Annotated in this window: 14 protein-coding genes; 6 read left to right on the top strand and 8 right to left on the bottom strand. The window is 44.6% G+C overall.

The genetic code is table 11. From position 1 onward, the window contains the following. Positions 1 to 17: 17 nt before the first annotated feature. The 7 genes from R8G66_15525 to R8G66_15555 all read right to left on the bottom strand — a co-directional run bounded on the left by R8G66_15525 (position 18) and on the right by R8G66_15555 (position 4885). Positions 18 to 635 carry a hypothetical protein gene (locus R8G66_15525; GenBank protein ID MDW3193781.1) on the bottom strand — a complete coding sequence of 206 codons (618 nt, stop codon included), beginning with the start codon at positions 633 to 635 and terminating at the stop codon, positions 18 to 20. A 69-nt stretch (positions 636 to 704) separates the two neighbouring features. Then, on the bottom strand, positions 705 to 1289 hold the full coding sequence (locus R8G66_15530) for a hypothetical protein (GenBank protein ID MDW3193782.1): 585 nt from the start codon (positions 1287 to 1289) through the stop codon (positions 705 to 707). 60 nt (positions 1290 to 1349) lie between these two features. Further along, on the bottom strand, positions 1350 to 1664 hold the full coding sequence (locus R8G66_15535) for a hypothetical protein (protein MDW3193783.1): 315 nt from the start codon (positions 1662 to 1664) through the stop codon (positions 1350 to 1352). A 212-nt stretch (positions 1665 to 1876) separates the two neighbouring features. Continuing rightward, complete coding sequence (locus tag R8G66_15540; GenBank protein MDW3193784.1) at positions 1877 to 2869, bottom strand: endonuclease/exonuclease/phosphatase family protein; 993 nt, start codon at positions 2867 to 2869, stop codon at positions 1877 to 1879. Between the two features lie 201 nt (positions 2870 to 3070). Then, the gene (locus R8G66_15545; GenBank protein MDW3193785.1) at positions 3071 to 3547 is read right to left on the bottom strand and encodes a GNAT family N-acetyltransferase; all 477 of its coding nucleotides are present in this window, start codon (positions 3545 to 3547) and stop codon (positions 3071 to 3073) included. Between the two features lie 4 nt (positions 3548 to 3551). Beyond that, positions 3552 to 3893 (bottom strand): DUF6713 family protein, encoded by a 342-nt coding sequence (locus tag R8G66_15550; GenBank protein MDW3193786.1) that lies wholly within the window; start codon positions 3891 to 3893, stop codon positions 3552 to 3554. Between the two features lie 2 nt (positions 3894 to 3895). Further along, positions 3896 to 4885, bottom strand: a complete 990-nt coding sequence (locus tag R8G66_15555) for an NAD(P)-dependent alcohol dehydrogenase (protein MDW3193787.1) — start codon at positions 4883 to 4885, stop codon at positions 3896 to 3898. Positions 4886 to 5054: 169 nt separating this feature from the next. Between R8G66_15555 and R8G66_15560 the strand changes: the two genes are divergently transcribed. Continuing rightward, entirely contained in the window at positions 5055 to 7589 is a 2535-nt protein-coding gene (locus R8G66_15560; GenBank protein MDW3193788.1) for a methyl-accepting chemotaxis protein, read from the top strand. A 52-nt stretch (positions 7590 to 7641) separates the two neighbouring features. After that, positions 7642 to 7941, top strand: coding sequence for a hypothetical protein (locus R8G66_15565; GenBank protein ID MDW3193789.1), 300 nt, complete (start codon positions 7642 to 7644; stop codon positions 7939 to 7941). A gap of 54 nt (positions 7942 to 7995) precedes the next feature. Here R8G66_15565 and R8G66_15570 read toward each other — a convergent pair whose 3' ends face one another. After that, a complete protein-coding gene (locus R8G66_15570) occupies positions 7996 to 8484 on the bottom strand; it encodes a hypothetical protein (GenBank protein MDW3193790.1) in 489 nt (162 codons plus the stop codon). A gap of 118 nt (positions 8485 to 8602) precedes the next feature. Here R8G66_15570 and R8G66_15575 point away from each other — a divergent pair, with 118 nt between their 5' ends. From R8G66_15575 to R8G66_15590, 4 genes are all read left to right on the top strand, one after another. After that, a complete protein-coding gene (locus tag R8G66_15575; GenBank protein MDW3193791.1) occupies positions 8603 to 9661 on the top strand; it encodes a histidine kinase in 1059 nt (352 codons plus the stop codon). Further along, positions 9658 to 10422: a LytTR family DNA-binding domain-containing protein gene (locus tag R8G66_15580; GenBank protein ID MDW3193792.1), complete on the top strand. Its 765-nt coding sequence runs from the start codon at positions 9658 to 9660 to the stop codon at positions 10420 to 10422. Before R8G66_15575 ends, R8G66_15580 begins: the two co-directional genes overlap by 4 nt. Before the next feature lie 94 nt (positions 10423 to 10516). After that, positions 10517 to 11572 (top strand): DUF2911 domain-containing protein, encoded by a 1056-nt coding sequence (locus R8G66_15585; protein MDW3193793.1) that lies wholly within the window; start codon positions 10517 to 10519, stop codon positions 11570 to 11572. 1 nt (position 11573) lies between these two features. After that, positions 11574 to 12230 carry a hypothetical protein gene (locus R8G66_15590; GenBank protein MDW3193794.1) on the top strand — a complete coding sequence of 219 codons (657 nt, stop codon included), beginning with the start codon at positions 11574 to 11576 and terminating at the stop codon, positions 12228 to 12230. Positions 12231 to 12254 lie beyond the last annotated feature (24 nt).

Here is a 12254-nt window from a genome sequence, read left to right on the forward strand (position 1 = left end):
CAGAGCAGTGTGCCACTTCAGGGCAACACAATCGGACCAAGCAATGATAGCCAGAACACATTTCCCAAAACGATCCCTAATAATACCACCAGAAGTCCCGGAACTCCTTTTCGATGATACAAAATTCTTAACAGATAGCCCCAAGTGAACAGTAATACAGCAATACTTCCCAATAGCGGGATTACTGGAGATATATCAAAAAAAGCAGCAACTTTCACTTCGTCATTACCTTTCACCTCTTTTCCGGCCAGAACTATGATTAATGCAGCCGCGCTGGCAAGGTTCCTAAGTGGTGTTGAAATACCCAACGCGATCCAAAAGATCGATTTATTGCCTTTCCTTATACAAAAGCAACAACCAATTGCCATGATCAGAGTAATCAGAGGACCTGCGAAACTGATTATTCCTCGATCCGTAAGACTTTCTTCTTCCAATGGAGAAATCCCTCTTTCTATAGAGGCATGGTGCAACACCACGTCTGAATACCCTAGCGTTTTCGCTGCAAAAAAGTGACCCCCTTCGTGAGTAATGATCGCCAATGGTCCGGCGATAATCGCTAAACCCAACCACAGAGTTAGTATGTGCCAGTGTCTTGCTCCTTTCTTATTCAAACGATGCTCAGCCTGTTGCTCCATATCCCGATAAATCTAGCATTATGGCTAATAGGCATTTTGTCAAAAATTGCGGAATAGGACGTTTGAGACTCATCTGTACAGCCATTCTAACGTCTCTTTAAAAGAATCATACTCTTGCTGGCTGATATGATTCCATGCTCCATAAATGTGTTCCTCAGCCAGTTCATTGGCGGCATTGAAATAATCGCGACCGAGGTTTGTCTGATAAATACTATCCGAACGAGATTCGATAAGGGATAAATCTAGAAGTTCCTGAATCGCTTCATTACAAGTTATCTGAGTCACCCTCCAAAAGGGTTGGTTGTAACATCGTTCTATCGCATAAACACGATGGTTTCGGGTCGCTCCCAATAATTCCCGAGCCAAAGAACTCAGCTCCCACTTGGCCCATTCCTCAACACTGACCGATGCAAAGTTGTCAAATCGATGATGACCGATATCATTGAACGCTGCGGACAATTCCTGCTGAAAAATAAAAGCCTGAAGTATCGGGGGGAATTCTTCGAAGCCCATAGGCCTGTTGTCAAGCCGTAGTTCTAAGGAAGGTAGTTTTAACCTGGTAGCATAGAAGGAAATGATCTTTCTGGCAATTGTGGTAAGCACGTTGACATGAGCGTAATCGGGTTTACATGTTTCGGCTACCTCAACTTTCAAGTCCCAATAGCTATCTATAATAGTCCTCCCTCGATCATTCAAGGTCCAGCCTTCAACTCCTTACTCAATTAATTCCAGATGAATAAAATGCTCTATATCCTTCAAAATGGCGGTTTTATTGTAATGGGGGTATCGATAACTTATCTGATTAAGATTCAATCCCTCAACATCGTAATTTAGGAAGTAGCTCAAAAACCGCTTTAAGTTGTCTTCAGTAAGGTTTTCCTGATCTCTAAGAATTGCCCATAAAGGGAATATGGAACATGCAGATTTTTGCGATAGATTGCTCCCCAATGCCGACCAGAGTTGACCAGCTACCTGGTCCGTTTGCGCTTGTTCAGAAACAGAACTCTGACCTGATAATTCAGCGAGCATTATCATCAAACAAAAAACCAATAACCACCAATTCCTTGACATTTCAAGTTAAGAACAAGGCTTCGGCAAATCTCCTTTAATGAATTATCGAAATTTTGTCAATTATTGCGCGATCTGGAAAAATAACTCAGGGCGACTAACATAATTCTTATTCAGGGGCCTCCATCTTACTCGCCAGATATATTACAAACTGGAGATGAATTATCAATGATTTAAGGCTTTTCTCCCCTCCTAAACTCACCTATCACCGGTAAATGATCACTGAGCATGCGCATGGAATCTGCATTGAAGAAATAAACTGGTTGCACTGATCCGACCACCATTTCATTGGCCATGCCCTGATTGACTAACATATAGTCCAGCCTTCTTGCAGGTAAATCTGAAGGGTGGGTCCATACGGTTGAATCCATTGGATCAATCAGATGATTGTCCGTGAGTAACTTCAATTCATTGCTATTCGGATAGGCATTGAAGTCTCCGGCCATCATCAGGTTGGCCTCCGGGTTTTGTTGTACCAATTGATCGAATTGCTGATTCAGTAAATGGATCTGACCCGCTCGCATGGCTTCATTCCTTGGACCTCTACCTGCCTTGAGGTGAACCCCGGTCAGCCAGAAATCGTAAGAAGGATCAGCAAAAATTTGCATAGTCCACATCCGGGTATTCAGGTTGACCTGCGTTTGCTTGTTTCCTTCATCATCCACATATCCAGTGACTGGTGTATAAATGTCTCCATAGGCCTGTAGTACACCTAATGGAAAGCGACTCATCAGTACTACATTCATGTACCATCCAGGACTTGCAGCATCCGCAAAAAATTGATAACCCAGCTCCGGAAAGGAATCTCGAGCAAGACTCATCAGGTATTTTTCACTCTCGAATTCCTGCAATATCACCACGTCCGCATCTGCCATTTTGATGGCCTCCACCAGTAGCTGTGCACGCTGTGGCATATCTGGATCGGGGTTGTCCTCTCTCCGATTCCTGATATACGGATCATCATAAGGATCTACAAAATGTTCCACATTCCATGACAGTACCTTGAACGTTTCTTCTTCAGGAAACTGGTACCCTACGGGGTGAGCAATGGTTGAAGAATCGGAAAGCACAACTTTTGGGCTTTCAACAGGTGAAGTAGTCTCAGTTGAAGGTTGATCACAGGCAAACACCGAGAAGGCCAATAGCATGAAAGGGAATCGATTCATGTAACAAATCTAATCATGGTATTTGATCAGTATGTTATCTAAAATTGACTCTTTTTTGTCAACTTTTCTTTCTTACCCCCGGCGTGGGTCGCTTCACTTCCCTAAAGGGAAAGATCGAAAATCAATTGACTCCCTTAAGGGTTGGGGCGATCCGCCACAGCGGGTAAAAACAATTGATTTTCTAAAATTGACGAAGTTTACTTAAAGGCTTCTGTACATGATATAAGTATCTACCAATCCATAAGTAGTTCGAAAGCCATCAGGAGTAGTCCCAATGATTTCAAAGCCTAACTTTTCCCATAATCTGATAGCGGCAATATTGGTACTGATGACGACATTGAATTGCATCGCTAAAAAACCGATCGATTTCGCCATTTTCAAAGAATGCTCACCCATCAGTTGGCCAATGCCCTTCCCTTGCGCATCAGGATGGACCATGTAGCTGGCATTGGCAATGTGGCTTCCCAGGTCAATTTGATTTGGCTTGATGATGTAGGTCCCCAGAATATTTCCCTCTTCTTCAAAGACATAGGTATGCATGTTCGGCGCGAACCAATGTTTCAAAAGATCTGCTTTTGGTGTTGATGGATCGAATACATACGTATCCCGACGCTGAATCACGCGATGAAATATTTCCCAGACCGAATCATAGTCTATGGGTTTAGCTTTTCTGATCATAAACTTAGAGATCAAGTAAATGTAACATCCCGCAGAGGGCCGCCAGGATGATCAAGGACCAGGAAATCCAGTCTTTGAATTCATTTTTCTTATGCCACAAGAACCCAATATGTAGAAAGCAATGCACGATCAAAAAGATACTGAAGCCATATTTGAAAGTAGGATCATTTAAAGTAGAAGGCAACAATATCCAATAGAAAAGTGGTATATGTAGATAAAGGAAAACGATCATTCCTGTTCGTTCCGGAAGAAAGCTGGTCAAGGGAAACATTCGCCATTCGTGGCACCGGATCGCATCCAGTTCGTGCAACAAAATAAAACTCAGGCCGAGGGTAAAGAAATCCATTATCAAAGTATGTCCTCCTCCATGGTAATCACAATTTTGCCTTTGTGCAGTCCGTCCCCAAAGTACTTGATCAAATAAGGAACTTTGTCGAACGAATGCGGTCCGTCTATCACTGGTTTGATCGCTCCAGCTTCATACATCTCGTTCATTTTGTCCAGGTATTTGTTTGGTTCCAGTGCCAATACTTTGAACAATTTGCCGGTAAACAGTTTAATGACTCCTCCGAAAAACGCCAATTGCAATAGTTTACCGGACTTCCCTCCGACGCTTATGTATTTTCCTTTTGGCTTCAGGGACTTAAGGTAAGCGCCGGGAGACCGATTCGTCTTGGCATCCAGGATCAGATCATACTGCTTTCCGTTTTGGGTAAAATCCTCTTGTTGATAATCGATCAGATGATCAAATCCATGATCTCGCATCATGTCGAATTTATGCGCACCGTCCACACCTGTTACTTCAGCATCATAGGTTTTTGCGATCTGTAACCCAAATGTACCCATGCCTCCTCCAGCTCCGTTGATTAATACTTGTTGTCCTTTTCCCAGTTTTCCCAGGTCAATTAATGCTTCGTAAGCCAACATGGCAGCATGAGGAATGGCTACCGCATCTACAAATGACATACGTTCAGGTTTGATGTGCAATGCTTTCTCATTCACGCACATGTATTCACTGAAGCTCCCGAACTCATGATCGGAGGTATCGCCGTAAACCGCATCACCTACCTTGAACTGTGTCACCTCAGGCCCTGTTTCCTCGACGATACCCGCGACTTCCATGCCCAATCGCTGAAATCGCTTTCTAGGCTTGGACCATCCAAACAACAACCGATAGGATTTCGGAAGCCCACTGGAAGCCGACCAATCGTAATCATTGACCGGTGCGGCCTTCACTTTAACGAGTACCTGTTTTCCTTCGGGCTTTGGTTGATCCACTTCTTGTAAGTGTACTACCTCTTCAGGATTGCCGTAGGTGGTTACGATATAGCTTTTCAAGTTTCAAAATAATGATTAGTGATAAAAATACCCATTGATCACCTATACCTACGAATTCATGACCAGTCAGGTCAACAAAAAGTCAGATTCTTCTAACTTTGCAATAGCTATACACCATTTAGCTGTTTGACCCGTTTTACCAGGCTATGTCATTTTATATGACAGATTTATGCTAAGACGATTTTCTATTCGGCAAAAAATGCTTTTGCTGATCCTGGGAATTTCGCTGATTACCTATTCCTCGGCGATTACCTATGTAGGATGGAACATGGCTGAAAAATCCATTGCAGACGCTAAGAAGTTGGCGGATCTGGGAGCAAAGGAAAAAGCCAATCGGATCCAATCCGACTTTGAAGGCTATTTATCGCTTTCCAGAGCGATGGCCAAGATGATCCAGGATTACCCCAGCCTGCCAGCCAATCAACGATTTGAGCTGGAACGACAACTCTTGTCTAACATACTGGATAGCAACCCCGATCTGAAACAGGTCTGGCTTAGTTGGGACCTATCGTCCATATGGCTAGAATGGAGTAAAGATCACGGTCGGGAACGTCATGCTTATACACGCTTGCCCAATGGTTCCAGCAGAGAATTCTCAGATTCTACGGACCTTTCTTCCTATAACCCGGAAAACTTCTACTATCAATTGCGTTTGCTTGAGGAAGAAGGTGCTGCGGAACCTTATCATTTCGCACCAAATGCCTGGCCTGGCTTGTTGGGCACCAGCATTGTGAGTCCGGTGATGAAAGACCATCAATACCTGGGTCAGGTTGGTTTTGATTTTGCTACGAGTCGATACATGGCCACTACCACGTTTGATGCTTTCGAAAGAAGCTACGCCCTGATCATATCTGACAGGGGAAAAGTGGTCGCTCACCCTGACCAGGGGTTGATCAATGAATACATCGACCAAATCACTTTTATTAAGGATCGTGATCCGCGCCAATTGAAGCAGCAACTATCTGAGGGAGAAGCCTGGACTTTCGAAGGTTTTGATGGGTATTCAGATGAAAAAGTATACGTCAATTTGAGACAGGTCCCCATTGGTAAGTCACAAATGTTCTGGACGATAGGCACCGTGGTTCCGTTCAAAGAGATCACGGCCGCATCCATCGAAATTATCCGAAATACCATCTTCATTGGACTTGCAGGGCTATTCCTGTTGGTAATGGCCATTGTCTTTATCACCAATAGCATGGTGAGGTCCCTCCAAAAATCCGAGCAGCTATTGAATAGGCTCGCTCGTGGTGAAGTAGATCCACAGGCACAAATTGCCATTCACGGGAAAGATGAATTGAGTAGGATCTCGCAATCAGTTAATTTATTACTGGTAGCGCTATCTAAAAAAGCAGCCTTTGCAGAGGAGATCGGACAGGGCAATTTGAAATCTGATTTTCAACTCTCCGGATCAGCCGACCAGTTGGGAAAATCCCTGCTGCAAATGCGGCAAAACCTTCTGGCGGTGATTAGTGAAGTCAATCAAGTCATAACTACAGCTGCCGAAGATGGCAACTTATCTACTCGCATCAATCAAGAAGAAAAACAAGGGGTATGGCAGGAGTTGGCACAATCCATTAATGATTTACTGGCATCATTCCATTTTCCTTTTCAGGCCATCAGTTCGCTCACTCAAATGATGGCAGAAGGTGACTTGTCCGAACGTCTGGATGAAGACCTGAAAGGTGATATTGGACAGCTTTCGCTCAACCTGAACCAGGGATTGCAAAACCTGACTTTGCTCCTTGCCAACGTCATCGAACAAGTCAACGAAATACAATCGTCGGCTTCGGTTATGCTCGGTACCGGTAAGGAAATGAACCTAAGCACCGCTGAAATTGCCCAGGCCATTCAGGAAATGAACAATGGTGCCACAAGCCAGGTAGAACAGACAGACAGGTCTTCTCAGTTGATTGAAAAGATCATGCAATCTTCATCAGGCATGGAAGATCAGGCACAGAACATCAACAGGGCTGCACAGGCCAGTACTGAGAAAAGTGAACAAGGAATGGACCGAATCCAAAAGGTAAACCTGTCCATGCAGGACATTTCTACGTTCTCAGCAAAAACCAACGATTCATTTCAGGTATTGACCAACCGTTCGAAAGAAATCTCTCAGGCTTTGGACGTCATTACTGAGATCGCTGCACAAACCAATCTCCTCGCCCTTAACGCGGCCATAGAAGCGGCCCAGGCGGGAGATGCTGGCAGAGGTTTTGCCGTAGTGGCGGATGAGATCCGTAAACTGGCCGAAGACTCGCGACGGTCAGCTGGCAGCATCAGTCAATTGGTGGAAGAGGTCCAAAACGACACACAAGAGGCCGCCCAGGTTTTGGAAGTCATGAATGAGCGCATTCAGGCAGGTGAAGACGCTTCTCAACAAGCCTCCAACGCTTTTCAGGAAATAGCCGGGGCAACCGATCAAACCTTACAATTGGCCCGCGAGATTTATGAAGCAAGTCTGGCACAAAAGCAAGACATCCGTGATATCGTGAATATCACCGAATCCGTAGTGGTCATTGCCGAAGAAACGGCAGCTGGAACAGAAGAGGTATCTAGTTCCGCAGCACAGCTGGCAGCAGGCATGGAGCAGTATCAGTCGCAGACACAGGCAACAGCAACTACATTAAACCAATTGAAAATGGCCATCGAAAAGTTTAAGTTGAAGGAAAACGCTTCCCTAACTTTATTGCCAAATGGGCATTAGATGTACTATGGCATCATAATTGCCGTTTTGTTCAAAACTTAACGACTCAATTATGAAAACTAAAATCATCTTATTCCTCCTCGTCCTGGGTTCTTTTTCTTGCAATGATGACGATGACGAAACAACATTATCTTCTGTTCTCCAGGGTATCATTCAGCGCAATAACATAACCGCCCTTGTTCCATGTGTGGCCAATAGTTTTTGTTCGGACGAAAGTCACGGCGACTATGAATTCATCGGAGATTCTAACCTCAGGGTCGACAATGAGTTTTTCGACCTGAATGAACTGGACAGCTATGAAGTGGAACGATCGAATGGCATCCTGGTCATGAACTTGTATTTTAGGAGTTAGTTCCCACTATTTTTCTTTATCGGATTGGAGTCTTAGCTCTTACAACTAAGCCTGCTAATCCGAATATGCACTTCCAACAATGGTTCTCGGAAATGGAAAAGCCTCGCCCCGATAGCATAGGTGTGAACAGCCCATAGAACGGGTCTGCCCTGCCGGGATTGTGTATTTCCGAGCTAAATATCCTTGCTCTTCATTGATATCAAAATCTCCCCGAGTGATGGCTACAATCGTTTTGTCAGAAGTATTTCGAATATTGACGATTTTTCCACAATCATGCTCGCCACAAGGGCCACCTTCTTCGATCAACAATGCTTCCTTCAATTCATTGGGCAATGCCTCACCGTGCCACTCTACTCCTTCTCCTTCATCTTTAAATACCAGTTCTACGACTTCCATATAGGTCAGGTCATTCACGTTCTTTAATTCCTCGGAAGGGACTTCTGAGGCAACGGCAGAACTGTCGTTATTTTGGTTAGATCCTGAGCAACCGGACAAAACCATCAATGCATACAAAACAATAAAACGGGGAATGGATTCAGACATGAGCGGGAAATTTGAGTTTTTACCAAAAATCACATTTTTAGCCATTGGTCACCAAAACTGGATCACAACCCGGCCAAAAACGTAATTTTAATCAATAAATCAGGAACAATACCTGCGGATGAAACCCTCACCATTCAGTACCGGACATGCCGTACTGCTTGCCTTATTGGTAAGTAGCCTTCTCATCTTGCGACAGTATACCGACTACCTGATCAATGACTATGGCTATCAATTCAGCTGGTTTGTAGTAAGTACACGAATCTTGATCACTTATTTGCTTTGGGGTGTTTCTTTTCATTTTTTACTTCGCATCGCACAAAAGTTATTGGCCAGAAAAATAGGCGTCTGGACCGCCTTAAAACACGTGGGGATAAGCCTACTGATCGCTATCTGTCACCGGGTACTGACTGTTCTGCTATTCGATATTGCCTATTATTTCAGGTCGGGTTTCTTACCGGATTGGTTTGCCCTCGGTAACCAGGTGGCTCTTTCAGCCGGGCTCTTTTCCAGCGTTCTGGAATACTGGCTGATCATGTGTCTGCTATTGGCCATTACCTACTATTCACGCTACCTCAAACAGCAGAAAGAACTTAATGAAGCCCGGCTCAGCGCTCTTCAACATCAACTACAGCCACACTTTTTGTTCAATACCCTGAATTCCATTTCTTCTCTCATCGATATTGACAGCAAAAAGGCCCAGAAGATGCTAGCTCAATTGGGCCAATTATTAAGGCAGATCCTTGAAAAAGATCAACGTCAAATGATCTCATTCGAGCATGAACTCAATTACATCAAGGCCTACCTGGAAATCGAGCGCATCCGCTTTCAGGACCGCTTGTCCCTGACTTTTGATATTGACGATCAGGCTTTGGCCACACCAGTCCCGCCCTTGCTGCTTCAACCGCTGGTCGAAAATGCGATCAAACACGGTATTTCCAGAAATGTAAACGGGGGAAGTATCGCGCTAAATGCGAAAGTCTTCGACAAAGCGTTGCATATCCGCATCACCAATGATTGCCCGGCTCAAAATGGATCGGTTAACGGAAGTGGCTTTGGCATTGGTATCCGTAATGTAGCCGCAAGGCTTGAAGAATTGTACGGCGACCAGCAAGCCTTTAACGCGGAAAAAACCACAGAAACATATACGGCTACTCTCAAAATCCCATGCAACACATGACCATTAGAGCACTCGTAATCGATGATGAATTTCTCGCTCGTCAGAGAGTGATCAAACTGCTGGAAACTCACGACCAAATCAAGGTGCTGGGAGAAGCAAAAAATGGACAGGAAGCGGTAGACCTCATTCGGCTGAAGCAACCAGACTTGCTTTTTCTGGACGTGCAAATGCCCGATTTTGATGGTTTCGAAGTGATCAAACGTATCCAGGGAGTGCAAATGCCTTACATCATTTTCACGACCGCTTACGATCAGTATGCCATCAAAGCTTTTGACATTCATGCCCTGGACTACTTACTCAAACCCATCGATGAAGAACGTTTTCAAGCTTCAATTCGTAAAGTGGCCACTCATTTTCAATCACAACGAACCACTGATTTCAACAAAGAATTACTCAAGATGATCCAGACTTTTCATCGGTCCGATCAATTTCTGGATCACCTCATCATTACAGACAGAGGGCGTGAATTTGAAGTGGACCTGGATGAAGTGCTGTACTTTGAAGCAAATGGCAATTATGTTAATCTGTTCACACAAAACAAGACGCACCTGTATCGAACAACAATGAATGCCCTCGCCGAGCAGTTGAACCCTGAGGAATTCATCCGGATTCATCGCTCTCTGATCCTGAATAAACGGTACATCGGAAAGTGCACCTATACCAGCAACAACGAATATCGGTTTACCTTGAAAAATGGTCAGGAATTAGCTTCCGGGCGGTCCTTCAAGCAGGATGTGATGGTTTATTTGAATCAAAGCTAACCATTCATCACACGTCTCACGGTTGGTCATTCTTTCATGTGCCTGCCTCAACCAGAACCGTAAAGCATGTTACAAGTCATCAAAAACTTAAAACATGAATTACATCAAATCGAAATCATTTTTTGTGTGTCTGCTGCTCCTGATCAGCACCTTCACATTTGCACAAAACCTGACACTACCAAGAGCAAGTCAATACGCTGAAGTGTCGCAGCGAGTGGGTATTTCTAATGTCACGATCACCTATCACAGCCCAGGCGCCAAAGGTCGGAACATCTGGGGTGGGATCATCCAATACGGGTCTATCTGGCGAGCAGGAGCCAATGAAAATACCACCATTACCTTTTCTCACGATGCAACTATTGAAGGTCAAAGTGTACCTGCCGGAACTTATGGATTGTTCATGCTACCCGTAGACAAACAGAACGTAAGGGTCATTTTGTCTCAATTCTCCCAATCATGGGGAACCGTTTCCCCCACGGAGGCCGAGACCACAGCAATCGTGGATGTCAAGACCAAAGAAATTGCTGCGGAAGAGTGGTTGAATTATAGTTTCAAAGATCGTGGCGGAAATGAGGTTACTGCGGTTTTGCAATGGGCAGATCTGGAAGTTCCGTTCACCATCGGTTTTGATGTGGCAAGCATCGTTCTTGAAAATGCAAAAGCAGAACTCAAAGGTCCTGCAGGATTCTCATGGCGGGGCTATTCCCAGGCAGCCAACTTCGCGCTGCAAAATGACGTGGAACTGGAACAAGCCATGGCCTGGATCGATCAGTCTATCAACATGAGCAAAGGGTTTACTAATCTTCAGGTGAAAGCGGGATTGCTCGCAAAAGCAGGACAGGAAGATGCAGCGAAAGCACTCATGAAGGAAGCTATACCGATGGCAAACGGATTCCAACTCAACCAGTATGGCTACCAATTGCTCAATGGTGGAGATACCAAAGGGGCCATCGAGGTATTCCAAATGAATGTAAAAAACAATGCTGAACACCGATTCATCTGGGGATTTACCGACAGTCTGGGTGAAGCCTATCTCAAAGATGGCAATAAGAAACTCGCGCTGAAATACTACAAGCAAGCCAGGACGCTTGCTCCTGAAAATCAGTTTGCTTACCTGGATGGTGTCATTGCAGACCTTGAATCCAAGTAAAATGAGAACATTGTTCTTCCTACTTTTCCTGGGTGGTGCCTGCACCACCTGGGGATCTACCCGAACCTTCAAAACGTTTGATTTTCAGGGTAAGGCTGTGACTTATGCCATTCAGCTTCCAGATGATTTTGATCCCAACAAGACCTATCCAGTTGCGATCGGTCCATCAGAAGTGAAATCGGAAGGTGACCAGTCTTTTTATTGGCGTAAAACAACAGCAACTTACGGATGGATACTGGTTGATTTCACCCTCTATGAGTCTTCACAAAAACAAGCGCAAGTCGTGGCACTAATGGATCACTTAAGGACGACCTACAAGGTAGAAGGCAACAAGTTCCATACCATCTGCTTTAGCGCCAATAGTGCTTCAATTTTTGATTTGGTCATGTCCATCCCCAATCATTTCCATTCGATCACTGGTATGGCAGGTAACCCGGGAACTACGAATAAAAATAAGTTGTCTCAACTGAAAGGTGTAAAGGTCTCCTTTGTCGTCGGTGATAATGATAACTACTGGATGAATGCCGCCAAAGATCGCCATCAGCGCCTATTGGATGCTGGAGTTAACAGTCGGATAGAGATCATCAAAAACGGCCCTCATGTCATGCGGAAATTGATTGGAAAAGGTACCATTGAGCGCATGGATCAATTGAGGTGAATCGTCTCCTAACGAAGATTTTCA

The organism is Cytophagales bacterium (assembly GCA_033344775.1).
In the GTDB taxonomy this organism is placed as follows: domain Bacteria; phylum Bacteroidota; class Bacteroidia; order Cytophagales; family Cyclobacteriaceae; genus JAWPMT01.

What these genes read in the sequence shown, in the direction of transcription:
- R8G66_15525 (MDW3193781.1), bottom strand. Translation starts at nt 635, where the DNA reads ATGGAGCAACAGGCTGAGCATCGTTTGAATAAGAAAGGAGCAAGACAC.
- R8G66_15535 (MDW3193783.1), bottom strand. Translation starts at nt 1,664, where the DNA reads ATGCTCGCTGAATTATCAGGTCAGAGTTCTGTTTCTGAACAAGCGCAA.
- R8G66_15540 (MDW3193784.1), bottom strand. Translation starts at nt 2,869, where the DNA reads ATGAATCGATTCCCTTTCATGCTATTGGCCTTCTCGGTGTTTGCCTGT.
- R8G66_15545 (MDW3193785.1), bottom strand. Translation starts at nt 3,547, where the DNA reads ATGATCAGAAAAGCTAAACCCATAGACTATGATTCGGTCTGGGAAATA.
- R8G66_15550 (MDW3193786.1), bottom strand. Translation starts at nt 3,893, where the DNA reads ATGGATTTCTTTACCCTCGGCCTGAGTTTTATTTTGTTGCACGAACTG.
- R8G66_15560 (MDW3193788.1), top strand. Translation starts at nt 5,055, where the DNA reads ATGCTAAGACGATTTTCTATTCGGCAAAAAATGCTTTTGCTGATCCTG.
- R8G66_15565 (MDW3193789.1), top strand. Translation starts at nt 7,642, where the DNA reads ATGAAAACTAAAATCATCTTATTCCTCCTCGTCCTGGGTTCTTTTTCT.
- R8G66_15570 (MDW3193790.1), bottom strand. Translation starts at nt 8,484, where the DNA reads ATGTCTGAATCCATTCCCCGTTTTATTGTTTTGTATGCATTGATGGTT.
- R8G66_15575 (MDW3193791.1), top strand. Translation starts at nt 8,603, where the DNA reads ATGAAACCCTCACCATTCAGTACCGGACATGCCGTACTGCTTGCCTTA.
- R8G66_15580 (MDW3193792.1), top strand. Translation starts at nt 9,658, where the DNA reads ATGACCATTAGAGCACTCGTAATCGATGATGAATTTCTCGCTCGTCAG.
- R8G66_15585 (MDW3193793.1), top strand. Translation starts at nt 10,517, where the DNA reads ATGAATTACATCAAATCGAAATCATTTTTTGTGTGTCTGCTGCTCCTG.
- R8G66_15590 (MDW3193794.1), top strand. Translation starts at nt 11,574, where the DNA reads ATGAGAACATTGTTCTTCCTACTTTTCCTGGGTGGTGCCTGCACCACC.